The following is a 24,891-nucleotide window of genomic DNA, read 5'->3' on the forward strand; positions in this document are numbered from 1 at the left end:
GGATGACCACGACCGACATCACCCGCGCCGACTCGACGCTGCCGACGGTGACCCAGGAGGCGATGCTCAGCGACGCGGATCTCGCCGCGCTGCGCCGGGCCGTGCAGACGCTGGAGCGGCCGAGTCTCGCCGCCCGCCTGTCCGCGGCCGCGGGGGCGCCGCTCGACATCATCGGGCGCTCGCTGCCGGCGCCCGTGACCGAGGTGGTGAGCCGCAGCACCGAGGCCGCCATGCGCGGCGCCCTCCGGGTCGCCCTGGCGACGCTGCCCCGCACGGAACTCGCGCCGGCGACGGCGGGCGAGGCCCTCGGCACGGCGACCGCCAAGGCGGAGAGCCGCCTCACGCGGCTTCTCGGCTCGGGCGACGCCAAGCACAAGGCCTTCGCGGCGCTCTCCGGCGCCCTCGGCGGCGCGTTCGGCCTCTCGACCCTGGCGGTCGAGCTTCCGGTCTCGACCACGCTGATGCTGCGCTCGATCGCCGAGATCGCCCGCGAGGAGGGCGAGGATCTGGAGACGCCCGAGGGCGCGCTCGCCTGCGTTCAGGTCTTCGCCCTCGGCGGCCGGGCGGCAGCCGCCACGGAAGCCGGAGCGGCGCTCACAGAGAGCGGTTACTTCGCGGTCCGCGCGGCCCTGGCCAAGACCCTGGCGGAAGCGGCGCGCTACGCCGGCAGTAAGACCCTCCTCGATCAATCGGCCCCCGCGCTGATCCGCTTCACCGCGCAGATCGCCGCCCGGTTCGGCCTGGTCGTGTCGCAGAAGGTCGCCGCGCAGGCGGTGCCGATCCTCGGGGCGTTCGGAGGCGCGGCCGTCAACACCGCCTTCATGAACCATTTCCAGGCGACGGCGCGGGCCCATTTCACGGTCCGGCGGCTGGAACGGGCCTACGGGGCGGTCGCCGTGCGGGCCGCCTACGAGGTCGAGAAGGCGGCCCTCGGCATCAGTTGATAAGCCGGCTCATGTTCGGTCAGGATCGCCCGCTTGCGCGTCGCGCGGATGAGCGGAGTTGGTCGTGATCGGCAACGGCGAGATGGTGGCGCGGCTGGCGCTGGCGGCCCTGTTCGGCAGCGTGATCGGCCTGGAACGCGAGCGGCTGCTCTGGGCGGCGGGCCTGCGGACCCACATGCTGGTCTGCGTCGGCTCGTGCCTGATCATGCTGGTCTCGACCTTCGGCTTCGGCGACGTGCTGGGCACCGATCACGTCGTGCTCGACCCGTCCCGAATCGCCGCGCAGGTGGTGTCGGGGATCGGCTTCCTCGGCGCGGGCACGATCCTGCTGCGCGGCGAGGTGGTGAAGGGCCTCACCACGGCGGCGAGCCTCTGGGGCGTGGCGGCAATCGGGCTCGCGGTGGGCAGCGGGCTCTACGTGCCGGCCCTGGCGACGACCGCGCTCGTGGTCGGCATCCTGGCGGGCGTGAAGCCCTTCGAGGAACGCTGGCGCGACCGGATGCGGGCGCAGACGCTTCGGTTGACCGTGCGCCGGGGTGCGTTGTCCCTCGACCGGTTGCACGACGTGACCGGCGAGCGTGCCTCTCGGGTCCGGAGCTTCGTTCTCCGCCCGGGTGCCGATCCGGAGGTGGAGGAAGTCGCCATCACCTTCGTGCGCCTGTCGCGGACCAGCGTCGCCGACATCGCGGCGAAGCTGCGGGCATTGCCCGACATCCTCGAGGTCGAGGAGGGAGAGGCCTGACGAGGCCGGCACTGCCGCGCCCGTTTCGGCCGTGCCGAGGATTGATCACGCCGATACCGAGATCGTCTCGGGTCCCGCCAGTTCAGTTCCTCCCGGGCGATGGATGTTTTCGCAGCAATGTCGATGTCAGCTCAATATTTGTCGCACTCAACTAATACTAGTTTGATCAAAACTGCGTAATTTCAGAGCATCGTGCCCAACATGTAACAAATTTGCATCTTTTTAGTCGTTGACATGGCCGATTTAAGCCAATCATATTTGTATCTCGGCGAAAGATTATTGCCTTACGGCAAATATTGAGACCTGCTTAACATGTCAAGTTTGACCCTATCGGATATCGTGGGCAGCTCCGCCGAGACGCTCAAGAGGAATGCCGCCGGCAATCTAAGTTTCATCAGATCGATCGCGCAGCGCATGAAGCTTCTGGCGCTCAACGCGCTGATCGAGGCGGCGCATGCCGGTGAGAAGGGCGCCGGCTTCTCGATCGTCGCGCAGGAGGTCCGGACGGTATCGGCGGAGGTCGATCGCGTGGCCTCCGCGCTGGGCCTCAACCTGAGTTCCGAGATCGACCAGCTGACCGACGCGGTCGGGCGCCTCGCCGAGGAGACCCGGGCGGCCCGGTGCGTCGACCTCGCCCTGAACGCGGTCGAGCTGATCGACCGAAATCTCTACGAGCGCACCTGCGACGTCCGCTGGTGGGCAACCGATGCCGCCGTCGTATCCTGTGGCGCGGACCCGAGCGCGGCGGCCGTCGCCTACGCCACGGAGCGCCTGGGCGTGATCCTGTCCGCCTACACGGTCTACCTGGACCTGTGGCTGTGCGACCTCGACGGCCGCGTCCTCGCCAACGGCCGGCCGGAGACCTACCCGGGCGTGGTCGGCTCGCAGATCGGAGACGAGCCCTGGTTTCGGCAGGCGCGCGCTCTGCCGAACGGCGACGCCTTCTCGGTCGCCGACATCCGCAACGAGCCGCATCTCGGCGGTGCGCAGGTGGCGACCTACTGTGCGAGCGTGCGCGCCGAGGGCCGCGCCGACGGCCCCGCGCTCGGCGTGCTGGCCATCCACTTCGACTGGCAGCCTCAGGCCCGGGCGATCGTGCAGGGCATCCGCCTCGGCCCGGGCGAGCGCGAACGGACGCGGGTCATGCTCCTCGACGCCAGGGACCGGGTGATCGCCTGCTCGAACGGGGGCGGCGACCTGACCGAGGTGTTCCGGCTGCGCACCGAGGGCCGGCCGCATGGCCACTACCGGGACGGCGCCGGCCATCTCGTCGCCTTCCACGAGACGCCGGGCTACGAAACCTATCGCGGGCTGGGCTGGCGCGGGGTGATCGCGCAGCGGATCGGCGAGGGCTGGACGCGATGACCGATCGGGTTATCGCCCCGTGACCGGCAGTCGCCGTCCGGGATGATGCCTCAGGCGCCCCCGACCCCTTCACCGTCCAGGAACAGGCGATAGGCCGGGTTCTCGGTCTCGTCGGTGGCCGGGTAGCCCAGCGCCTCGATGACCGCGTCGAACCGCGCCCGCTCGCCCGGCGGGACCGCGATGCCGGCGAGCACGCGGCCGTAATCGGCGCCGTGGTTGCGGTAGTGGAACAGCGTGATGTCGAAGTCCGGCCCCAGCGCGTCGAGGAACTTCATCAGCGCGCCGGGTCGTTCCGGGAACTGGAAGCGGAACAGCCGCTCGTGCGCGACGCCCACGGCCCGGCCGCCGACCATATAGCGGACATGGACCTTGGCCATCTCGTTGTCGCTCATGTCGAGCACGCGGTAGCCGGCCTCGCGCAGGGATCCGATCAGCGCCTGCTTCTCGCGCCTGCCGCCGGTCAGGTTGATGCCGACGAAGATCTGCGCCTCGTTGCCCGGGGCGTGGCGGTAATTGAACTCCGTGATGGCGCGCGGCCCCAGGGCGTTGATGAAGGCCCGGTAGGCGCCCGGCCGCTCGGGGATCGTCACGCCGATCAGGACTTCGCGCTGCTCGCCGATTTCGGCCCGCTCGGCGATGTGGCGCAGGCGGTCGAAGTTGAGGTTGGCCCCCGACGAGATCGCGATCAGCGTGCCGTCGCCGCCCTCGCGCTCGGCGTAGAGCTTGGCACCGGCCAGACTCAGCGCGCCGGAGGGCTCCGACACGGCCCGCGTGTCGTCGAAGATATCCTTGACCGCCGCGCACATGGCGTCGGTATCGACCGTGATGACCCCGTCGAGGTGCTCGCGGCAGAGCCGGAAGGTCTCCTCGCCGGCCTGCCGCACCGCGACGCCGTCGGCGAAGAGGCCGACCGTGGGCAGGCTGACGCGGGTATCGGCCGCGAGCGCCGCGGCCATGCAGGCTGCGTCCTCCGGCTCGACGCCGATCACCTTCGTGCCGGGCCGCAGGTACTTCACGAAGGTGGCGATGCCGGCAGCGAGCCCCCCGCCTCCGACCGGCACGAAGATCGCCTCGATCGGGCCGGTATGCTGCTCCAGGATCTCCTTGCCGATCGTACCCTGGCCGGCGATCACGTCCGGATCGTCGAACGGGTGCAGGAAGGTCAGGCCCTGCTCGGCTTCGAGGGTCTTCGCCTGCGCCAGCGCCTCGTCGAAGGCGTCGCCGTGCAGCACGACCTCGGCCCCGCGGGCCCGGCAGGCATCGACCTTGATCGACGGGGTGGTGCGCGGCATCACGATCACCGCCCGCGCCCCGAGCTTCGCGGCGGCGAGGGCGACGCCCTGGGCATGATTGCCCGCCGAGGCGCAGACCACACCGCGGGCGATCTGGTCCGGACTCAGGCCCGACATCTTGTTGTAGGCGCCGCGCAGCTTGAACGAGAAGACCGGCTGGAGATCCTCGCGCTTGAGCAGCACCGGCCGGCCGAGCCGCTCTGTCAGGCGCGGCATCGGATCGAGCGGGCTCTCGATCGCCACGTCGTAGACGCGGGCGGTGAGGATCTTGCGGATGTAGTCGGTGGCCATGGCGCCGAGATAGCCCTTCGTGGGTCGAGATGCGAGCACTCCGGCACATGGATCACGCGGTGCACCCTCCCGGATCGAGCCACGCGCGAGCCCTGTTCCTCAACGCCGCGCAAAGCTAAGATTCTCATCCGATCCGGGTCGCCCGATGCGCGCTAAGCCCAGCCTGATCGCCCTGCTCGCGCTGACCGTTGCCGCCTTCGGGGCGGAAAGACAGATCCGCGACATCGTCCCGATCCCGCTCCAGGATGGGATTAACCGTGTCCCGAATGCGACGGCGGACGGCCGCACGGCGACCATCGTCCGAGCTTGGCGGGAGAACGGTAACGCGCACAGCTATCACGTCCATCTCGTGCTTCTGCCGCAACCCGGTGAGACAGAGGCTGGCCTTGTCGCCATCGAGGACAGAGCCTGCGGCCTCACCGACAGCTTAGCCGACACGCCCTTCGACAGTGAGCGGGTGCAGCGCAGCATCCGGTTGGCCCGCGCCCGAATCGAGGGCGCACCAGCCGTCATCCTGATTGAGGCGATCCTTCAGGCGGGATCAGCCCTAAGCGTGAGCGAGCCGAAGCCGGCCGAGATCCGGATCTACGGGCTGGAAAGTCCCGGGATCGACGCGGGTACCACGCGGGACGTCTTCAGGATCATCCACCGAGATGCTCCTGCCGGCCGGTTCTGCAACGCAGACAAGGCGCTCGAACAACTCCTCGGTCTGCCACTGCCCGCCGATTATCTGGGGAGCACGCGCTCCGACGGCTGTTGAAGGCCCAGGATGGCGTCACAGGGAAGGCGACATGCCGGGCCGCAAGCCTGTTCAGGCCAGGTGGCGCGTCCAATCCTGTCGGCCGTGCAGAACGCGAACGATCAGGATGCCGTCCTCATGCTCGATGTAGGCGACGATGTGCGCGCGATAGGGATACAGCCGCACCGGCCGGACGAATTCATCGCGCAGACGGGCTATCTGCGGCCTTTCTTCGAAAAGTGAGAACAGGGCCCTCAGTCCAGCGAGATAGCGTTCGGCATGCTCGCTTCCGAACTTGGCGACACCGGCCATGTAGATCTCGACGAGATCCAGATCGGCCCGCCGCGTCGTCCGGATCGTCACGGGCGCTGTGCGGCCCGCATGCGCGCCCGGGCCTCGGCGAGAACGTCATCCAATGACGACGTGCTGATGCCGCTGTCGAACCCCTCGGTGATCAGCGGCTGCAGCTGCGCGAGACCGTCGCTCCGCTCCTGATCCCGGCGGATTAGGTCGCGGACGTAATCGCCGACACTGCCGTAGCGGCCACTCGCGGCCTGGGCTTCGACCCAGTCCTTCATGGCTTCGGACAACGATACGTTCATGCTCGTCATGTCGAACGGCCTTCCGCTTCAGGGAAGATGGCAAAGATTCTCGAACGTTGCCAGTGAGAGGCCCTCGCCGAGGCAGCATCAGATCCCGCTTGGGTCAGCCCACCCGCTCCACCAGCGCGGCCACCCACACCAGCAGCGCCGCCACCTGCGCCATGAAGGTTCCCGCCGAGGCGAGATCCTTGACCCGGCCGATCATCGGGTGATGGCTCGGATGGACGTGGTCGCAGAGCTTCTCGACGGCCGTGTTCAGGAACTCGGCGGCCAGCATCAGCAGCAGGCTCACCATCAGGGCGACGCGCACCCACAGGGTCGCGCCGAGGAGCAGCGCGACCGGCACGCCCACCGCCAGCAGAACCAGCTCCTGCCGGACCGCCCGCTCGGTGCGCGCCCCGTGGCGCAGGCCGCGCCAGGAATTGAGGAAGGCGAGGACCAGGGCGTTCATCAGGCCGCCCCCTCGGGCACGGACCGGCTGATCCACTTCGCCAGCAGCGGGCCGGTGAGCAGCACCACGAACAGGCGCAGGGTCTGCACCGCCAGCACGAAGGAGACGTCGGCCTTCGAGCCGACCGCGATGATGGCGACCGAATCGAGCCCGCCAGGGCTCGTGGCGAGCACCGCGGTGAGCAGATCGATCGGCAGCAGCAGGGTCAGCCCCCAGCCCCAGGCGGCGCACAGCGCGATCACCGAAGAGGTCGCCACCAGGATCCCCGGGAGCGCCGTGACGGTCAGGCGCAGGGTCTCGCGGGTGAAGCGCAGGCCGACATAGATGCCGATGCAAGCATAGGCGAGTTCGAGGATCGGTACCGGCAGGGCCATCCGGACGAGGCCGGTGGCGTGGAGGAGGCTCCCCAGCACCATCGGGCCGATCTGGGCGCCCGCCGGCACCCGCAGCGCGAGGGCCGCGCCGGCACCGATCACCGCCACCGCGAGAGTCGCCAGGAGCGAGAGCGGCTCGATCGCCTCGGCGACGCCGGACGCACCGGCGGCAGCCGGATTCTCCATCAGGAACCGGGCCGCGAGCGACGCCGAGAACACGACCGCGGCGACCCGCACGTACTGCATGAAGGCCACGAGCCGCGGGTCCGCGCCGAAATCCTCGGCCATCGCCACCATGGCGGAGGCGCCGCCCGGCGAGGAACCCCAGGCGGCGGTGGTCCCGGGCAGCACCCGCAGGCGGGTGAGCACCCACCCGACGACGCCGCTGACCGCCACGGTCACCAGGACGACGGCGACGATGAGCGGGCCGTCCTCCAGCAGGGTCTGGGCGATCTGCCCGGTGACGGCGTGGGCCACGAGGCAGCCGATCATCGCCTGGGCGGCGTTGAAAGCCGGTCGCGGCACGTGGAGCCGCGATCCGCCGACGCCGAACGCGATCGCCCCGATCATCGGCCCGAGCAGCAGCGCCGCCGGGAAATGCGCACGCATCAGGCCGTACGAGATGGCGACGGAGACGGCGGCAAGGGCGGCCCAGAGGCCGAGGGTGCGCAAGGACGGCAAGGCGATCGCGGGAGGAGGCGCCCGCGTGGGAGATCGGGCTTCGGCCGCGCGCTACACTGGAATATTGGCCCTGTCACGGCAAAGATTCGGCGCCACGGCGGAGATTCGGCACGACGGCCCCACCGGATATCAGGGTTCGGAGGATTGGGTCGTGCCGTCGCGACAGGCGGCGGTGCCGGGCGGCGCATGCGCCCGGAAGAAGGCAGCCAAGCGCGACAGGCCGGGGGCACGGGGATCGCTGGACCGCCAAGCCAGCGCGATAGTGCGGCCCGGGGCGTCGACATCGAAGGCCCGGGTCACGGTCAGGCCGCTCGGATCAGGCCCGGCCGGGACCGCGAGGGCGGGCAGCAGCGTGTAGCCGGCGCCGGCCGCCACCATCGAGCGGAGGGTCTCCAGGCTCGTGGCATGACGGCCGGCCGAGGAGCCGGCTCCACAGGCCGCGATCGCCTGATCACGCAGGCAATTGCCCTCGTCGAGGAGCAGGAGGTCCGGCCCGGCGATCTCGGTGGCCGAAAGGGCGCCGCCGCGGGCGAGGGCGTGTTCGGCCGGGCAGGCGAGCCAAAAGGGTTCGATGAACAGGGGCGCCACGGTCAGCCCGTGCTGGGGCACCGGTAGCGAGACCAGGGCGGCGTCGATCCGCCCGTCCCGCAGGCCTTCGACGATGTCGGCGGTCCGCGATTCCTGCAGCGAGAGCGTCAGCAGGGGATATTCCTCGCGCAGCGGCCGCAGCACCAGCGGGAAGAAGTAAGGGCCCAGGGTCTGGATCGCCGCGAGGATCAGGCGTCCGGTCAGCGGTGAGCCGCGCCCCTCGCTGGCGAGCGTCAGCAGGCGCTGCGCCTCCGCCAGGACCACCCGGGCCTGCCGCACGATCACCTGACCGGCCTCGGTGAGCAGGATGCGGCGATTCGAGCGCTCGAACAAGACGAGGCCCAGCGCGGTTTCCAGTTTGCGGACCTGCACGCTGAGCGTCGGCTGGCTGATGTTGCACCGCTCCGCGGCCCGCCCGAAGTGACCTTCGTCGGCGACCGCAACGACATATTCCAGATCGCGGAGCGAGAGACCCGAGAGATTCATAGACAAGGTCTATCACAAAGTTTGCGACGATGCATTTGCCTCGGGGTCACGCTGGGGTCATAACCTTTCACGAGAACGGTTCCAGGTTGCCCTGGTGACAGCCGAGAGCCTTCTGCACGGAGAAACGGAACCCATGAGCGATCAACGTCCAATCTTGACCACCCGCCAGGGCCATCCGGTCCGCGACAACCAGAACACCCGCACGGTCGGCGAGCGCGGCCCCGCGACGCTCGAGAACTACCAGTTCATCGAGAAGATCACGCACTTTGACCGCGAGCGGATCCCGGAGCGCGTCGTCCACGCCCGCGGCGCCGGCGCCCACGGTTGGTTCGAGGCTTACGGCAAGATCGGCGACGAGCCCGCCTCCAAGTACACCCGCGCCCGGGTGCTGAACGAGACCGGCGTGAGGACGCCGATGTTCGTGCGCTTCTCCACCGTCGCCGGCGCCAAGGAGAGCCCGGAGACCGAGCGCGACCCGCGCGGCTTCGCGGTGAAGTTCAAGACCGTCGACGGCAACTGGGACCTCGTGGGCAACAACCTCAAGGTCTTCTTCATCCGCGACGCGATCAAGTTCCCCGACATGATCCACGCGTTCAAGCCGGACCCGGTGACGAACCGCCAGGAGGCGTGGCGCTTCTTCGACTTCGTGGCCCAGCACCCCGAGTCGATCCACATGGTGACCTGGCTGAAGTCCCCGTGGGGCATCCCGGCCAATTACCGCGAGATGGAAGGCTCGGGCGTCAACACCTACAAGCTGGTCAACGACCAGGGCGAGGCGGTGCTCTGCAAGTTCCACTGGATCCCGAAGCAGGGCGTGCGGAACCTGACCTCGAGCCAAGCGTCCGAGATCCAGGGGAAGGATGTCGGCCACGCGACCCGCGACCTCTACGACAACATCAAGGCCGGCAACTTCCCCGAGTGGGAATTCGCCGTGCAGATCATGCCGGACGGTCCGAACGATCACCTGTCCTTCGACCCGCTGGACGACACGAAGCTGTGGCCCGTGGACCAGTTCCCGCTGCGGCCCTGCGGCCGGATGGTTCTCGATCGCGTGCCGGACAACTTCTTCGCTGAGGTCGAGCAGTCGGCTTTCGGCACCGGCGTGCTGGTCGACGGCATCGACTTCTCGGACGACAAGATGCTGCAGGGCCGGACGCTGTCCTACTCGGACACGCAGCGCTACCGGGTTGGTCCCAATTACCTGCAGCTGCCGATCAACGCGCCGCAGCCCGGCGTGAAGGTGTACTCGAACCAGCGGGACGGACAGATGACCTACATGGTCGACGGCACCGGCCCGAACAAGCACATCAACTACGAGCCGAGCACCCTGGCCGAGGGTCTGCGCGAGGCGCCCAAGCCCGCCAAGGAATACCATCAGCGGGTGGAGGGCCGCCTGGGCCGCTACCAGACTTCGCGGACCGAGGACGACTACACCCAGGCCGGCGAGCGCTATCGCTCGTTCCAGGACTGGGAGCGCGAGGATCTGATCGCCAACCTCGTGGCCGACATGAAGCAGTGCCCGGAGCCGATCCAGCTGCGGATGGTCTGGCACTTCTGGCACGCCGACGAGGATTACGGCCGCCGCGTCGCCGAGGGCGCCGGGATCGATCTGGAGAAGGCCAAGGCCCTGCCGCCGCTGCCGGGCCGCGCCGCCCCGGGCAAGCGCCTGCAGACCGAGACCTACTCGGACGGCTCGCAGGCCCAGCGGGTCGCTGCGGAATAAGTCTCTCCCGTTAGCCGACCGACCAGAGGTCCCGCGAGCTCCCGCTCGCGGGACCTTTTCTTTGGAAAGGACGCTGCAGACGGGACGGCTGTTCTCTCGCCGCAACGCGCCTTCAAGGGCAGCGGCGCCGCACGTAGCCCTTGCCGATGAAGGTCTGCGTCCGCGGATCGTAGGTCCTGAACCGCCGCGCGCAGGCCGCGATGGCGGCGGAATCGTCCGTCACCACTTCCGTCTCGACCGGCACCTCGACCGGGGCCACGTAGATCGGCGGCGTGTAGATGGTGTCGTCGTAATACCAAGGGTCGCCGTAAGCCCCGAACACTCCGCCGAGACCCAGACCGAGCCCGAAACCGCCCAATCCATAGCCATAGCGATAGCCCCAATAGCCGCGGTGCCAGTGACGATGGGCGTAGAGAGGCCGGCCCACGAAACCGGGTCGGCCAAAGCCGCCACCGGGCTCAACGCCGGGCCGAACGGGCCCGAGCGGGCGGCCCCAGGCGCCGACCCGCGGCCCGATCGCACCAGCATGGAATCCGCCCCCGAACCCGCGCGCCTCCGCTCCGGTCGTGGTCAGAGCGAGGGCGAACAGTGCAGCGGACGCGAGTCGACGTCCGGGCCTAGCAATGCGTGCCATCTGGATCCCCAACGTGCAGGCCGATCCATCGGTCGGCCGATGTGAAGAGACTTCTCGCAAACGTGCGCGCTCTTCGTTCCCGATCAAGCATAGGCCGTCCGGGAATCTTTGTCAGTCCTGCGAGCGCATACCGCCCGGATTGGAACGAGGCATGATCCGATTCGATATGCCCTATGCAAAATCAAATCTCATTTCTGATTCAGTCATACTTGTTTTTCGGATTTGAGCAGCTCGCTATCCAGAACCAACATGGATGACACCGACATCAGATCGCCGCGCGCGACTCTGCCGGACCATTGCGACGGTCAGCCGGGGCTCGCATGATGCGAGCACAGACGAGGTTGAAGCCTGAACTTGGGGAGAACGGCATGGCAGCGCTCCTCCGTCACGACGCGAAGCCCGATGCGGTGATCGGCGGAATGCGCGTCACCTATCTCGCGCGCAGTGATGCGACCGCCGACGCGATCGGCATCTATCGGGTCGAGATGGACCCGCGCACGCCTGGGGCCGGGCTGCACCGGCACGCCCGGTTGACCGAGACCTTCGCGGTCGAGGCAGGCTCCCTCGCCCTGCACCTCGACGGCACCGACATCGATCTCGGGCCCGGCGATTTCACCCTGGTCCAACCCGGCCGGCCGCACGCCTTCGCCAACCGCGGCGACCAGCCGGTCCGGTTCACCCTGAGCTTCACGCCGGCGCTCGCCCGGGAGGGATTCTTCGAGGGCTTGGCGAATCTCGCCGCCGCGGGGCGCCTGTCGGATGCCGCGGCGATGGAACACCTGATGCTGCGCTACGATCAGGAGCCGCTGGCCGGGTTCGATGGCTGGAGCGGGCTCAGCGGCTGAGCGGCCGGTCTGCGGACCTCCGGTTCCGCCGCGCTGACCTTGCGGTCGCGGCCGGCCGCGAGGCCGATCAGGATCGCGGCGGCGGTGATCCCGACGAACAGGGTGCCGGGAATGCCCCACCCCCCGGTCGCCTCGTGGGCAAGCCCGAACGCGAGAGGACCCAGGCAGGCCCCCGCATAGCCGATGCCCTGCGCCATGGCGGACAGGCCGGCGGCGCTCGCCGCATCCGCCGCGCGGAGCACGATCAGGGTGAGCCCGAGTCCGAAGCAGCCGCCGATCCCGAAACCCAGCGCGCAGGCGGCCGGGACGCGCAGGGACTCCGCCCCGAAGGCGAGGACCAGGAAGGCGAACGCGGTCAGGCCCGGGATCACGACGATCCAGACGCGCTGGTCGCGGGCGCGGGCGGCCAGCGTGGCGGTGATGAGGGCCCCGGGTGCCTGGACCAAAGTCGTCAGCGAGGCGAACAGGCCGGCATCGAGCGGCGTCAGACCGCGCCCCTGCAGCAGCAGCGGCAGCCAGCCGAACAGGATGTAGGCGAGCGACGATTGCAGCCCCATGAAGCCCGTCACCCACCACGCGACGGGGTTGCGCAGCAGCCGCCCGGCCGAGGGCGCCGACCGCGCGCTCGGCCGGCGGGCGAACGGAACCCAGAGCAGACCGGCGATGAGTGCCGGCAGCGCCCAGATGGCCAGGGCGGACGGCCACCCGCCGCCGAGGGCGTGCTCGACCGGCACCGACGCGCCTGCCCCCGCCGCGGCGCCGAGGCAGAGCGTCATGGTGTAGAGCCCGGTCATCAGGCCGCCGCTGCCGGGAAAATCGCGCTTGACCAGGGCGGGCAGCAGCACGTTGTCGAGACCGATGCCGATGGCGGCGAGCGCCGTCCCGACAAAGAGCGGGACGAGGCCCCCGAGGCCGCGTAGCATCAACCCGGCCGCGAGAACGGTGGTGCCGGCGAGCACCGCCAGATCGGCCCCGATCCGCCGGATCAGCGGCGCCGCCAGCGCACAGGCGATGCCGAGGCACAGGACCGGCAGCGTCGTGAGGATCGCGGCGCCGCCCGCGCCGAGGCCGGTCCCGTCCCGGATGGTCGCCAGCAGGGGGCCGACCGTGCTGAGCGCCGGCCGCAGGTTGAATGCGACCAGCATCAACGCGAGGGCGAGGCGGATGCGGCGCGATCCGACGTGTTCCGCCCTCACGTCCGCCGACCCGCCGTGACTGCTCCGACGAGGCAGACGGCCAGCATCACCGCGAAGGCCGCGTCGCCAAACCGGCCGTACAGGGTGCCGCCGACGATGCGCGCGGGAAGGTCGGAATCGAGCCAGGTCTCCTGATCGAGGGATGTCTCGGCGACGATGCGGCCATGCGAGTCGATCACCGCGGAGATCCCGGTATTGGCGTCGCGCACCAGGGGCAGCCCCTCCTCGACGGCGCGCAGGCGCGCCTGGGCGAGGTGCTGGCGAGGCCCCGGCGTGTCGCCGAACCACGCGTCGTTGGTGACGTTCAGGATCAACCCCGGCGGGCGGGAAGCGGGCGCGGCGTGGCCGGCGGGCAGGATCGCACCGGGAAAGATCGCCTCGTAGCAGATCGTGGCCGCCACCGGCGGCAGGCCGGGCACCGCCAGGATTCTTTGGGCGGCGCGCGCGCCGGCCGAGAATCCGCCGGGGATCGCCACGAACTGGCGCAGGCCCAGCGCCCTCAGGGCGGCGTCGAGGGGTCCGGGCAGGTATTCGCCGAACGGGACGAGGTGGACCTTGTCGTAGCTGTCGGAAATCACGCCGTCAGGCCCGATCACCATGATGGCGTTGAAGTAGCGCAGGCGCTCGCCCGGCAGCGGCTCCTCGGCCCGGGCCGCGCCGGTCACGAGGTGCTGGCCCGGCTTCAGGCCGGCCGCCACCTTGGCCAGGGCAGCGGGATCGCGCTGGATCAGGAACGGGAAGGCGGATTCCGGCCAGATGATGTGGGTCGGCTCGGACTCGCCGGCCTCGACCGGGCGCTGGCTCAGCTCAATGTAGCGATCGACGATATCGGCGCGGTTCTCGGGCCTGAACTTGGCGTCCTGCGGCAGGTTCGGCTGGACGAGGCGCAGGCGGACGCCCGCCACCACCGGGTCGGGCGGTCCCAGGCGCTCGGCGCCGAAGAGCGCCATGCCGGCGAGCAGGATCGCGGCGGCCGCGCTCGGCCCGAACCGGCTGCGCGGGGTCGCGCCGGTGGCGAGCGTCGCGGGGGCGGCGCAGATCAGGATCGCCAGAACGGTCAGGCCATAGAGGCCGATGTCCGCGGCCCCTTGCATCAGCCAAAGGTTCTGGGCGAGCGCCATGCCGAGGGTGTTCCACGGGAAGCCCGTGAACAGGTGGCCACGCAGCCACTCCGCGGCACCGACCCCGAAGGCGAGGGCGGCGATCCGCCCCGGTCCCCGGCGCCAGAGCAGGCCAGCGGCGCCGAAACCCGCCCCGTAGAACAGGCCGAGCCCGAACGGCAGGCCGACGACGCCGAGCGGAAGCGCCCAGAGGAACTCGTCGGCCTCCACCAGGAAAGCCTGGCCCAGCCACCACAGGCCGGCGGTGAGATAGCCGAAGCCCCAGGCCCAGCCGATCAGGAAGCCTAGCCAGATGCGCCGCAGGGCAGGGCGGTCCGCGGCAGCGCCGTCCATGAGCCAGACCGCAACGCACAGCGAGACGATCAGGGGCGGCAGGATACCGTAGGGCGGCATGGCAAGCGCGCCGAGCGCCCCGGCGAGCCACGCCAAGCCGAGGCGGCGCCAGCCGGTCAGACCCGCGATGGCCCGGACGACGCCCGGCATCGGGCCGCGCAGCGGCGCACCCGGCACCGCGGAAGCCCGGGCGTAGCCCTCCGCCACGCGCGTCACGCCGGGACCGTCACGGATGGGGCGTCTCGGCGGCCGGTGGATTGGAGGGTGGCGGCAGGGCAAGCGGCACGACGCTGCCGATCCGCGCCGCGCCCTTGTGGAAGCGCAGCCGCTTCAGGCGGCGGGGATCCGCGTCGAGCACCTCGAATTCGAGGTCGCCCGGGCCGACGATCAGTTCACCCCGTGAGGGAACCCGCCCGGCCAGGGTCACGATCATGCCGCCCAGCGTGTCGATCTCCTCGGCCATCTCACCGACCGCCGCGGCCAGATCGACGCCGGTCGCCTCGGACACCTCGGCGAGCGGCGTGCGGGCGTCGGCCACGAAGACCTCGCCTTCGCCGTCGACCCGCTGGACGTAATTGGCCTCCGCGACATCGTGCTCGTCCTCGATGTCGCCGACCACCACCTCGATCAGGTCCTCAATGGAGATCAGCCCGTCGGTGCCGCCATACTCGTCGATCACCAGCGCCATGTGGGTGCGCGTCGCCTGCATCCGCACCAGCAGGTCGATCGCCGGCATGGAGGGCGGCACGAACAGCACCGGGCGCTGGATGCGCGCCGCCGCCAGGGTGGTGGTCAGGTCGACCTTGCCGAGGTCGAGGCTGCGCGGAAGCCGCGGCGCCGGACGCCGGACCCGCGGTGCGGCCGCCGGCTCGGCCGCGCCGTCGACCGCCGGTTCAGCAGGCTTGGCCGCCGGCACGCTGCGCCGGGTCGGCTCGGCCTTGGCGGCGATGTGGTCCACGAGATCGCGGATGTGGACCATGCCGCGGGGATCGTCGAGGGTCTCGCCGTAGACCGGCAGGCGGGAATGGCCCGCGGTGCGGAACAGCTTGAGCAGGTCGCCGAGGCTCGTCTCGTTGGACACGGCGACGATGTCGGCCCGGGGGATCATCACGTCGTCGACCCGCACCTTGTGCAGGCCCAGCACGTTCTTGAGCATCACGCGCTCGAGCGGAGACAATCCGCTCTCGCCGGCATCCGGCTCGGCCAGCGCCTCCTCAAGTCCCTCGCGCAGCGAATCGCGCGGCTTGAGATGGAGCGCCTGGAGCAGGCGGTCGTACCAGGGCTCCCGGTTCTGGGACTCGCCCTCGGTGGAACTGGGCGCGGCCAGGGCCGCGCCGCGACTTCGATCGTTGCTCATGTCTCTCGGGTCTGGGGTCGCTCGGGCGTCGCGCGCTCAGGCATAAGGATCCGGGATGCCGAGGGTCGCGAGGGCCGCGACCTCGAGGGATTCCATGGCCTCGGCCTCGGCCTCGCCGGTCTCGTGGTCCTGACCGAGACAATGCAGGGTGCCATGGACGAGGAGGTGGGCGAGGTGATTCTGGAGCGGCTTCGACTGCTCGGCACTCTCGCGCACCAGGGTCTCGTACGCAAGGACCACGTCGCCGAGCGGCGTCGCGACCTGCGCATGCCGCGGCTGCGGGGCGGCCGGGAACGACAGGACGTTGGTGGGCTTGTCCTTCCCGCGCCACGTCCTGTTCAGCTCCTGAACGGCGGCATCGTCCGTCAGCAGGACGCTGACCTCGACGGGGCCGTCGGGCTTCTCGGGGGCGATGGCGAGCCCGGCCTCCACGGCGCGGATGACGAGGGCTTCGAGGCCGGGAATCGCGGTTTCCCAGCGCTCATCCTCGACGGCGAGGTCGATCTCGTGGGGCATGCTCACGCCAGAGGCCGGCGCCGGGGGTTCGGGTTCCGGTCGGCCTCGCCCGCGCCGTGGGCGGCCGATTCGTAGGCGGTGACGATCCGGCGCACGAGGTCGTGGCGAACCACGTCGACGTCCCTGAACCGCACGTGGCCGATCCCCTCGACGCCCTCCAGCACGCTCACCGCCTCCACAAGACCGGACTTCTGGCCCGGCGGAAGGTCGATCTGGCTCGGATCGCCCGTGATGATCATGCGCGAGCCCTCGCCCAGTCGGGTGAGGAACATCTTCATCTGCATGGAGGTGGTGTTCTGCGCCTCGTCGAGCAGCACCACCGCGTTGGTGAGCGTCCGCCCGCGCATGAAGGCCAGCGGCGCGATTTCGATCGTGCCGGTCTGCAACCCGCGGTCGACGTGGCGCGCCTCCATGAAGTCGTAGAGGGCGTCGTAAATCGGGCGCAGATAGGGATCGACCTTCTCGCGCATGTCGCCCGGCAGGAAGCCCAGGCGCTCGCCGGCCTCGACGGCGGGGCGCGACAGGATCAGCCGCTCGGCATGGCCCTGCTCCAGGAGCGAGACCGCGTGGCCGACGGCGAGCCAGGTCTTGCCGGTGCCGGCCGGCCCCTCGGCGAAGACCAGCTCGTTGGTGCGCAGCAGCTTGATGTATTCGTCCTGCGCCGGGTTGCGCGCCCGCACGGCCCCGCGCTTGCGGGTGGCGATCTGCTCGAAATGCGGCTTGTCGGCCTCAGCCGCGATCGTCTCGGCCGGGAACAGGGTCGCCTGCGCGGTCGCCTCGCGGATGGCGCCGTCGACATCGCCGAGCGTCAGGGTGCTGCCGCCGGTCCGCACCCGGGCGTAGAGCTTCTGAAAAACCCGCCGGGCCTTCTCGGCGGCATCGGGCGAGCCCTTGATGACGAGGTGGTTGCCGAGCGCCGTCGCGGTGACATCCAGCCGGCGCTCGATATGGGCGACGTTCTGGTCGTATTGGCCGAAGACGAGGCTCGCGAGACGGTTGTCGTCGAAGGTCAGCGGCACCTCGACCGCCTCGTCCTGCCCGGCCGGGCGAGCCGGTCCGCGCCCCTTCAGGGCGCCGCGCGCGCCCGCCCCGTCCGCCGCGCTCAAGCCGCCATCCTCGTCATGGTCCTCACGCTGCCGCAGCCTCCGGCATGAGCTGCCCGAACAGGCTGTTGGCCCCGGCCTCGGTGATCCGCACCGGCACCACGGTTCCGATATGGTGAGGCGCGGCGTCGAACTGCACGGCCAGCAGGTGCGGCGTCTTGCCCGCGACCTGTCCGGGATGCCGGCCGGGCTTCTCCACCAGCACGTCGAACACCCGGCCCTCGGCCGCCCGCTGATAAGCGTGGCGCTGGCTGTCGAGGAGCGTCTGGAGCTCGGCGAGACGCGCCGCCATCACGGGCTCCGGCACCTGATCGGTACGGTCGGCCGCCGGGGTACCGGGGCGGGGGCTGTACTTGAACGAGAAGGCGCTCTCGAACCCGACGTCGCGCACCAGCCGCAGAGTCTCGGCGAAATCGGCGTCGGTCTCGCCGGGGAAGCCGACGATGAAGTCGGAGGACAGGGCGATGTCGGGCCGGGCCGCGCGGACGCGATCGATCAGGCGCCGGTACTGGTCGCCGGTGTGCTTGCGGTTCATGGCGGCCAGAATCCGGTCCGAACCCGACTGCACCGGCAGGTGCAGGTAGGGCATCAGGGCCGGCACCTCGGCATGCGCCCGGATCAGCGCGTCGTCGAAATCGTTCGGATGGCTCGTCGTGTAGCGGATCCGCGCGATTCCCGGAATCTTTGCCACGGCCCGCACCAGTTCGGCGAGGCCGACCGGCGCGCCGTCCGCGCCCGCGCCGTGATAGGCGTTGACGTTCTGGCCGATGAGCGTGACCTCGCGGACGCCCCCTTCGGCGAGCTTCTCGGCCTCGGCCAGCACCGCCGCCACGGGCCGCGAGACCTCGGTGCCGCGGGTATAGGGCACCACGCAGAAGGCGCAGAACTTGTCGCAGCCCTCCTGCACGGTCAGGAAGGCCGAGGCGCCGAGGGTGCGGCGCCGGGGCAGGTGGTCGAACTTGTCCTCGATCGGAAATTCGGTGTCGACGACCCGACGCTCGCGGGAGCGGGCCAGGAGGTCCGGCAGGCGGTGGTAGCTCTGCGGGCCGACCACCACGTCGACCGCGGGCTGGCGCGCCTGGATCTCGGCGCCCTCGGCCTGGGCGACGCAGCCGGCCACGACGATGCGCGTGTCGAGGCCTTGCGCCTTGCGCTCACCCTTGAGCACGCGCAGGCGGCCGAGTTCGGAATAGACCTTCTCGGCGGCCTTCTCGCGGATGTGGCAGGTGTTGAGGACGACAACATCCGCGTCCTCGACCGAATCGGTCGGCGCGTAGCCCTCGGCACCCAGGACGTCGGCCATGCGGGCCGCGTCGTAGGCGTTCATCTGGCACCCGTAGGATTTGACGTAGGCCTTCTTCAACGCGCGCCGTCCCGAACCATCCGCTGATCGTTGCACCCGCCCCGCAGGGCCCGGCATCCGGCCTGTAGCACGGATCGCGCGGTCCGTCGCGGCGCCTGAAACGCGACCGGCCGCCCGAGGGGCGGCCGGCCATTCGATGGGGCTGTGGGATCAGCCTCAGTGAGCCACAGGCGCCGCCGCCGGCAGGTCGATGACCATGTGCTGGAAGAACGGCACGTAGGCCTGGAGCATCACGTAGCAGCCGACCAGGCAGGCGAGCGCGATCGAGTGCCAGAAGACGAAGCGCAGGATCTTGCCCTCCTGGCCGAAATAGCCGGTGGCCGTGGAGGCGACGACGATCGACTGCGCGTCGATCATCTTGCCCATCACGCCGCCCGACGAATTCGCGGCCGCCATCAGCACGCCCGGGAGGCCGAGCTGCTCGGAGGTGATCCTCTGAAGGCCGCCGAACAGGACGTTCGAGGCCGTGTCCGATCCGGTGAGCGCGACGCCGAGCCAGCCGAGCAGCGTCCCGAAGAACGGGTAGAGGATCCCGGTGCCCGCGAAGGCGAGGCCGAGGGTGGCGTCGACGCCTGCGTAGCGGGTGAGAACGCCGAGCGCGAGCATCGCCGAGATGGTGATGAGCGAGTAGCGCAGGGCCCAGATGGTCTCGACATAGGCGGTCACGAGCCGCACCGGCGAGAAGCGCATGATCAGGCCGGAGATGATCGCGGCGATCAGCACGCCCGTGCCGGTGAACGACATGTAGGTGAACAGGAAGACCGCGCCCTCGGGGGCGGGCTTCGGCACCACCGGGGGCACCTTCATGATGACGTTGTGCAGGCCCGGCACCTCATACTTCCAGGTGAAGAGCGGGTTGACGATGCCCTTGAACCAGCCGGTCCCCCAGACGGCGACGATCACCGACAGGACGATCCACGGCACCCAGGCCATCAGGATCTCGCCCTGCGAGGCCGTGCGGGCGCCGACATGGACCGGGGGCGCGCCGGGCACGCCGGCGCCGAGCGCCACCGGGCGCGGACCGGCGACGGCGAGCGACGGATCGTGGCCGCGCAGAGCGGGCGACGACCAGATCTCGCTGGGCTGCCAGACCTTCAGGAACAGCACCAGGGCGAGCATCGAAGCGAGCGAGGCGCCGATATCGACGATCCACGGGTTCACGAAGTTGGAGATCAGGAACTGCGCGACCGCGAAGGTCGCGCCGCAGACCAGGATCGGCGGCCACACCCGGATCATGCCGCGGAAGCCCGCGAACACCCAGATCAGCCAGAACGGCACGAGCAGCGAGAACAGCGGCAGCTGCCGGCCGATCATCGCGCCGAGGATCTCGGGCGGGTAGCCGGTCACCGAGGCCAGACCCTGGATCGGCGCGCCGAGCGCCCCGAAGGCCACCGGCGCGGTGTTGGCGATCAGCGACAGGCCGGAGGCCGCGAGCGGCGAGAAGCCGAGGCCGATCAGGATCGCGCCCGTGACGGCAACCGGGGTGCCGAAGCCGCCCGCGCCCTCGAAGAAGGCGCCGAACGCGAAGGCCACGAGGAGCAGCTGCAAGCGCCGGTCGGCCGTGATGCCGGCCACCGATTGCTGCAGGATCGCGAACCAGCCCTTCTCCACCGTCAGGCGGTAGAGGAAGATGACGTTGAGAATGATCCAGCCGATCGGGAAAAAGCCCGTGACCATCCCGAGGATCGCCGCCCGGCCGGCAAGTCCGGCGGGCATGCCGAAGCCCGCGATGGCGACCAGAAGAGCGAGGCCGAGGGCGATGACGGCCGCGAGATGGGCCTTCACCCGCCCGCTGGCGATCATGGCGAGCAATGCGATGACCGGCACTGCGGCGGCGAGCGTCGAGAGCCACGGGCTCCCGAACGGGTCGTAAACCTGATTCCAGGTTTGCACGGGGCGTCCTCCAGAAATCCCGCCTGTTACGGGTTGCGGCCTAGCTAGCAGAGCGCCTTGGCTGGCTCAATGCACTGCATCATGCATTCCAGCGGCCTTTTCTACGGATCAACTTGCATGCGATCCGGTCGATCGCGCGCGTCGCCGAATCCGGGCGGTCTTCAGACAGCCGCGACTTCCGGGTCGTGGAGGTCGAGACCCGGACGCGCCGGGCTCACGCTGACCGGAGACGCATGGCCGCCCATGCCGACACCGCGCAGGGCGGCGCGGACCTCGGCCTCCGCGGCGGCGGTCGCGACCTTCCGGTCAGTGGCCGCCTCGAAGGCGATGGGCGCGCCCCAGGCCACGTGCACGTCGATCGGGCCGCCCTGCACGAAGGCGGCGAGGTGCGGGGCCAATTCCATGTCGCCGTACCACGCGATTTCCGATCGTTCGGAGCGGGTTACCGGCAGGCCGTTGCGCCGGGGATACGCGATGGCGAGCGGCTGGAGGCGCACGCGGCCTTGGGCCGCCTCGGCCTGCAGCGCCGCCCGGGCCGCGCCCACCAGGGAGGAGCGGAACGGCAGGAGCCGCGTGCCGTCGCCGGTCGTGCCCTCGGCGAACAGCACCACGAGTTCGCCCTCGGCGAGGCGACGCCCCATGGCCGCGCTCACCGTGGCGGTCGCGCCCCGGCGCTGCCGGTCGATGTAGATGGTCCGCTGCAAGCCCGCGAGGGCGCCGATGACCGGCCAGCCGGCGATCTCGGATTTCGCCACGAAGGAGAGCGGCCGCAGCGAGCCGATGGCGATGATGTCGAGCCACGAGACGTGGTTGGCGAGAACAAGGGCCGCCTCGCCCGGGGCCGGGGGCGTGCCGCTCTGCGTCACCCGAATCCCGAACAGCCACAGGAAGACCCGGTGGAACAGAATGGGCGCCAGGGTCGCACGGCGGCCGAGCACGCGCAGCGCCATCCAGTGCGGCGGCGCCAGCACCGCGAAGGCGAGGGCCAGGGTCGCGAGGCGGCAAGCGAGGCCGAAGCGGCTCACGGCGTCAGAGGTCGGCGCTCATCGTCAGCGCGGTCGCCCGGCTGCCGTCGGCCTTGAGGTAGTAGCCGGTGCGCGCGCCGACCTGCCGGAAGCCGTTGCGGGCGTAGAGGCGCAGGGCCGGCGCGTTGCCCTCATCGACTTCCAGATGGACCCGGGCGATCCCGGCCAATGCGAGGCTCGACAGGTGCTCGCGCAGCAGCTTGCGGCTGTGCCCGCCGCCCCGCAGAGCCGGGGACAGCACCACGGTCAGGATCTCGGCCTCGTCGGCGGCGCGGCGCGAGAGCACGAAGCCGTGGAGCGTGCCTGCGCGCCACAGGGCATGCGCCTGCGTCGAGCGCTCGCAGAGCAGGCGCTCGAATTCATGGGCCTCCCAGGGTCGCGCGAAGGCGGTGGCATGCAGGCGGGCGAGGCTGGGAGCCTGCGACGCGTCGGTGAGCGGCGCCACGTAGGGCTCGGGGGTCAGCGCGTCCCACCACGCGGTCCACCATTCGAAAGGCCAGAAGGGAATGGGCCGCGTCATTGCCGGGCGATCCGCGCATGGTCCTGGGGCCGCGCGTCGGGCCCGCGCAGGTAGAGCGGCCGGGGCAGGGCCTGTTCGGGATCGGCCAGCAGCCCGAGGGAGGCGACGGATGCGATATCCGGCCCCGTGACGCGGCTGATGCGGGTACTGACGCCGCGCTCGGCCAAAGCCGCCGCCAGGGCTGGCGAACCGGAGCCGGCGAGCAGCACGGGACCCGCTCCGGCCAGACGGTCGGCCACCGCCGCGACGGGCAGGTGCGCCGGCGCGATGCCGTCACCCCTCGGGTTGAGAACCTGGACGTAGATCGCACCGTGACGGGCATCGATCGCCGCAGCGAGCGAGCCCTCGATCGTCTCGGACAGGAGATGGGCCAGCAGAGCCGAGAGGGTGCCGACGCCGACCACCGGCTTGGCCGTGGCGAGCCCGATCGCGCGGGCGGCCGACAGGCCGACACGCAGCCCCGTATAGCTGCCGGGCCCCACCGTGACGGCGATCCGGTCGATGGCCTCGAAGCCGCCTTCGACGCGGGCCATGACCCGCTCGATCAGCGGCAGAAGGGACTCGGCATGCCCGCGCGCCATGGGCAGCGATTCGGCGGAGATCGGCGTCTCGTCACCCTCCGCCATGACGCAGGCGGCGCAGGTGTCCAGCGCTGTGTCGATGGCCAGGATACGCACGCCCACTCCCGCATGCCGGTCCTCACCGGCCGTCGCCTCCCTGCGCCCGCGCAGGACGCGAAGAGTCGGGATCGATAGAGCAAAACGGCCGTCCCGTCAGCGCCGCAGCGGCCGGCCGTCCCCATCGGCGGCGGAGTGTTGCCGGCTTGCGCCGGTTGCCGGCTTGCGCCGCTCCGTCCTTGGCGACCGCCCGGGGACTCTCAGGCGGCGCGGACGGTTTCGAGGAACCGACGGATCTCGTCATTCAACTGTTCGGACTGGCGCGACAGCTCCGAGGCCGAAGCCAGCACCTCCTCGGCGGCGTGGCCGGTCCCCGCCGAGGCCTCGGCCACGCCGCCGATATTGCGCGTCACCTCGTCCGTGCCGTCGGCAGCCTGGGCGACGTTGCGAACGATCTCCTGGGTCGCCGCACCCTGCTGTTCCACCGCCGCGGCGATCGAACTCGCCACGCCGTTGATCTCGCGGATCCGGCCGGTGATCGTGCGGATCGCCCCCTCCGCGTCGCCGGTCCGGCCCTGAATCTGGCCGATCTGGCCGGTGATCGTCTCGGTGGCCTTGGCGGTCTGGAGGGCCAGTTCCTTGACCTCGCTCGCCACGACGGCGAAGCCCCGCCCCGCCTCGCCGGCCCGGGCCGCTTCGATGGTGGCGTTGAGCGCCAGCAGGTTCGTCTGGCCCGCGATGGTCGAGATCATGTCGATGACGTCGCCGATCGTCGTCACGGCGGTACTGAGCTCGTGCATGAGCGCGGCGGTCTGATCGGCCTCGTCCACCGCCTGTCGGGCGAGATCGGACGAGCCCTCGACCTGCCGGCCGATCTCGGCGATCGAACTGCCGAGTTCCTCGGCGGCGGCCGCGACGGTGTTGACGTTGCTGGCCGCCTCCTCGGCGGCGGCCGCGACGGCCGTGGATTGCCGGGCGGTCAGCGTCACGGTCTCGCTCAAGCCCTGCGCGGTGGCGCGCAACGCCGTGGCGGAGGACGAGACCCGGCCGACGATGCCGACCACCGCCGCCTCGAAACGGTCGGCCAGCTCGGACTGGACGCGCCGCCGCTCGCCGGCCGCAGCCTCGTCGGCTCGGCGCTTGATCTCGGCCTCCTCGGCGGCCTTCGCGGTCATGAAGGCCTTGATGGCTTCGACCGCCCGGCCCACCGCGCCGATCTCGTCGCCGCGGCGCGCCTCGGCGATCTCGGCATCGATCGCGCCCTGCGCCATCCTTTCCAGAACGGCGACGAGGCGCTTGAGCGGGCCGGTGATCCCGATCGTCGAGACCACCAGGGCGCAGATCAAGCCGACCAGGACCCCGAGCACGCCGAAGCCGATCAGACTGTAGCGGGTGGCGGCGGTCTGGGCGGACAGATCGCTGGAGCGCTGGTACATGCTGGCTTCGATGGCGTTCCCGAGCCGTGTCCCCTCGGTCCCGAGCTCCGCGAAGATCGGATCGACCCCCACATGCGCCCGCTCCAGCGCCTCGCTTCTCCGGCCTGCGAGGACGAGGCCGCGCACGGCAGAGGCCTGCTCGACGAAGCGCGTGGTGCGATCCCGCTGCGCCTGGACCTGCTCGGCGAAGGCCGGCACCTGCCGGGCGATCTCGGCCAGCGTCTCGTCCGTCTGCGCGACCGCGGTCTGGAACGCCGCCGCGGTCTGCCGGACCTGCTCCGGATCGGTCTCGGCGAGCATCCGGTAGAGCAGGTAGGTCAGCGTGTTGTGCAGGCGGTTGCTGCGCCGGACGTTCGAGACGGCCTTGGCGTCGCGCGCGACCATGGTGCGGTAGGTGGCATCGACCATCGCTATCCGGTCCTGAGCGAACCAGATGCAGCTTCCGACGATCGCCGCGATGATCAGGTTGATCGAGAGCAGCTTCGTCAGGATTCTCGTGCGCGCCAGCAAGCTCATGCGAATCTCCGGGACCCGCGCATACCGAAGATCCGGATGGTGGCGGCAGTCAATCCGCCCGATCGCAAATGATCTTGATGATCATGCGACGGTGAAACTCTGGACACGCCACCGGAAAAGCGCGGAAATCAGAACCTA

General features: G+C 70.2%; 24 protein-coding genes. 6 read left to right on the forward strand and 18 right to left on the reverse strand.

The genetic code is table 11. The annotated features are described in order from the left end of the window. Positions 1-2 precede the first annotated feature (2 nt). The 3 genes from FVE89_RS16755 (at position 3) to FVE89_RS16765 (ending at position 3,051) form a co-directional block, all read left to right on the forward strand. Entirely contained in the window at positions 3-944 is a 942-nt protein-coding gene (locus FVE89_RS16755; protein ID WP_160535087.1) for an EcsC family protein, read from the forward strand. 64 nt (positions 945-1,008) lie between these two features. After that, positions 1,009-1,686: an MgtC/SapB family protein gene (locus FVE89_RS16760; protein ID WP_342389934.1), complete on the forward strand. Its 678-nt coding sequence runs from the start codon at positions 1,009-1,011 to the stop codon at positions 1,684-1,686. Positions 1,687-1,998: 312 nt separating this feature from the next. Further along, positions 1,999-3,051: a methyl-accepting chemotaxis protein gene (locus FVE89_RS16765; RefSeq protein WP_160535088.1), complete on the forward strand. Its 1,053-nt coding sequence runs from the start codon at positions 1,999-2,001 to the stop codon at positions 3,049-3,051. Between the two features lie 50 nt (positions 3,052-3,101). Here FVE89_RS16765 and ilvA read toward each other — a convergent pair whose 3' ends face one another. After that, positions 3,102-4,634, reverse strand: a complete 1,533-nt coding sequence (ilvA, locus tag FVE89_RS16770) for a threonine ammonia-lyase, biosynthetic (protein ID WP_160535089.1) — start codon at positions 4,632-4,634, stop codon at positions 3,102-3,104. 145 nt (positions 4,635-4,779) lie between these two features. Here ilvA and FVE89_RS16775 point away from each other — a divergent pair, with 145 nt between their 5' ends. Further along, a complete protein-coding gene (locus FVE89_RS16775) occupies positions 4,780-5,394 on the forward strand; it encodes a hypothetical protein (protein ID WP_160535090.1) in 615 nt (204 codons plus the stop codon). 51 nt (positions 5,395-5,445) lie between these two features. On the opposite strand, the gene FVE89_RS16780 is transcribed toward FVE89_RS16775, so the two are convergent. From FVE89_RS16780 to FVE89_RS16800, 5 genes are all read right to left on the reverse strand, one after another. Continuing rightward, on the reverse strand, positions 5,446-5,736 hold the full coding sequence (locus tag FVE89_RS16780) for a type II toxin-antitoxin system RelE/ParE family toxin (RefSeq protein ID WP_160535091.1): 291 nt from the start codon (positions 5,734-5,736) through the stop codon (positions 5,446-5,448). Continuing rightward, positions 5,733-5,984, reverse strand: coding sequence for a type II toxin-antitoxin system ParD family antitoxin (locus FVE89_RS16785; RefSeq protein ID WP_160535092.1), 252 nt, complete (start codon positions 5,982-5,984; stop codon positions 5,733-5,735). Before FVE89_RS16785 ends, FVE89_RS16780 begins: the two co-directional genes overlap by 4 nt. A 94-nt stretch (positions 5,985-6,078) precedes the next feature. Further along, positions 6,079-6,426 carry a diacylglycerol kinase gene (locus FVE89_RS16790; protein WP_160535093.1) on the reverse strand — a complete coding sequence of 116 codons (348 nt, stop codon included), beginning with the start codon at positions 6,424-6,426 and terminating at the stop codon, positions 6,079-6,081. Further along, a complete protein-coding gene (locus FVE89_RS16795; protein WP_160535094.1) occupies positions 6,426-7,481 on the reverse strand; it encodes an AbrB family transcriptional regulator in 1,056 nt (351 codons plus the stop codon). Before FVE89_RS16795 ends, FVE89_RS16790 begins: the two co-directional genes overlap by 1 nt. A 129-nt stretch (positions 7,482-7,610) precedes the next feature. Next, positions 7,611-8,555: a LysR substrate-binding domain-containing protein gene (locus tag FVE89_RS16800; RefSeq protein ID WP_160535095.1), complete on the reverse strand. Its 945-nt coding sequence runs from the start codon at positions 8,553-8,555 to the stop codon at positions 7,611-7,613. 133 nt (positions 8,556-8,688) lie between these two features. Here FVE89_RS16800 and FVE89_RS16805 point away from each other — a divergent pair, with 133 nt between their 5' ends. Further along, a complete protein-coding gene (locus FVE89_RS16805; protein ID WP_160535096.1) occupies positions 8,689-10,278 on the forward strand; it encodes a catalase in 1,590 nt (529 codons plus the stop codon). A 112-nt stretch (positions 10,279-10,390) separates the two neighbouring features. Here FVE89_RS16805 and FVE89_RS31685 read toward each other — a convergent pair whose 3' ends face one another. Then, positions 10,391-10,705: a BA14K family protein gene (locus tag FVE89_RS31685; RefSeq protein ID WP_246730915.1), complete on the reverse strand. Its 315-nt coding sequence runs from the start codon at positions 10,703-10,705 to the stop codon at positions 10,391-10,393. Between the two features lie 575 nt (positions 10,706-11,280). On the opposite strand from FVE89_RS31685, the gene FVE89_RS16815 reads away from it, so the two are divergent. After that, positions 11,281-11,757, forward strand: a complete 477-nt coding sequence (locus FVE89_RS16815) for a cupin domain-containing protein (RefSeq protein WP_160535098.1) — start codon at positions 11,281-11,283, stop codon at positions 11,755-11,757. Here the strand turns inward: FVE89_RS16815 and FVE89_RS16820 are convergent. The 11 genes from FVE89_RS16820 to FVE89_RS16870 form a co-directional block, all read right to left on the reverse strand. Then, positions 11,709-12,902, reverse strand: a complete 1,194-nt coding sequence (locus FVE89_RS16820; RefSeq protein WP_160535210.1) for an MFS transporter — start codon at positions 12,900-12,902, stop codon at positions 11,709-11,711. The genes FVE89_RS16815 and FVE89_RS16820 overlap by 49 nt on opposite strands. A gap of 47 nt (positions 12,903-12,949) precedes the next feature. After that, positions 12,950-14,557: an apolipoprotein N-acyltransferase gene (gene lnt, locus FVE89_RS16825; RefSeq protein WP_160535211.1), complete on the reverse strand. Its 1,608-nt coding sequence runs from the start codon at positions 14,555-14,557 to the stop codon at positions 12,950-12,952. Positions 14,558-14,633: 76 nt separating this feature from the next. Beyond that, complete coding sequence (locus FVE89_RS16830) at positions 14,634-15,764, reverse strand: hemolysin family protein (RefSeq protein WP_160535099.1); 1,131 nt, start codon at positions 15,762-15,764, stop codon at positions 14,634-14,636. Between the two features lie 36 nt (positions 15,765-15,800). Next, positions 15,801-16,280, reverse strand: a complete 480-nt coding sequence (gene ybeY, locus FVE89_RS16835) for an rRNA maturation RNase YbeY (RefSeq protein WP_160535100.1) — start codon at positions 16,278-16,280, stop codon at positions 15,801-15,803. Between the two features lie 2 nt (positions 16,281-16,282). After that, positions 16,283-17,350, reverse strand: a complete 1,068-nt coding sequence (locus tag FVE89_RS16840) for a PhoH family protein (protein WP_246730940.1) — start codon at positions 17,348-17,350, stop codon at positions 16,283-16,285. A 58-nt stretch (positions 17,351-17,408) separates the two neighbouring features. Further along, positions 17,409-18,746, reverse strand: a complete 1,338-nt coding sequence (gene miaB, locus FVE89_RS16845) for a tRNA (N6-isopentenyl adenosine(37)-C2)-methylthiotransferase MiaB (RefSeq protein ID WP_160535102.1) — start codon at positions 18,744-18,746, stop codon at positions 17,409-17,411. Between the two features lie 156 nt (positions 18,747-18,902). Beyond that, positions 18,903-20,639 carry an L-lactate permease gene (locus FVE89_RS16850; RefSeq protein WP_160535103.1) on the reverse strand — a complete coding sequence of 579 codons (1,737 nt, stop codon included), beginning with the start codon at positions 20,637-20,639 and terminating at the stop codon, positions 18,903-18,905. Positions 20,640-20,800: 161 nt separating this feature from the next. Next, on the reverse strand, positions 20,801-21,664 hold the full coding sequence (locus tag FVE89_RS16855) for a lysophospholipid acyltransferase family protein (protein ID WP_160535104.1): 864 nt from the start codon (positions 21,662-21,664) through the stop codon (positions 20,801-20,803). A gap of 4 nt (positions 21,665-21,668) precedes the next feature. Beyond that, positions 21,669-22,184: a GNAT family N-acetyltransferase gene (locus FVE89_RS16860; RefSeq protein WP_160535105.1), complete on the reverse strand. Its 516-nt coding sequence runs from the start codon at positions 22,182-22,184 to the stop codon at positions 21,669-21,671. Continuing rightward, on the reverse strand, positions 22,181-22,861 hold the full coding sequence (tsaB, locus tag FVE89_RS16865) for a tRNA (adenosine(37)-N6)-threonylcarbamoyltransferase complex dimerization subunit type 1 TsaB (protein WP_160535106.1): 681 nt from the start codon (positions 22,859-22,861) through the stop codon (positions 22,181-22,183). The genes FVE89_RS16860 and tsaB overlap by 4 nt, the downstream gene beginning before the upstream one ends. Positions 22,862-23,061: 200 nt before the next feature. Further along, the gene (locus FVE89_RS16870; protein ID WP_160535107.1) at positions 23,062-24,753 is read right to left on the reverse strand and encodes a HAMP domain-containing methyl-accepting chemotaxis protein; all 1,692 of its coding nucleotides are present in this window, start codon (positions 24,751-24,753) and stop codon (positions 23,062-23,064) included. Positions 24,754-24,891: the final 138 nt, after the last annotated feature.

The sequence above is a fragment of the Methylobacterium sp. 2A genome (assembly GCF_009806555.1).
Taxonomy (GTDB): domain Bacteria; phylum Pseudomonadota; class Alphaproteobacteria; order Rhizobiales; family Beijerinckiaceae; genus Methylobacterium.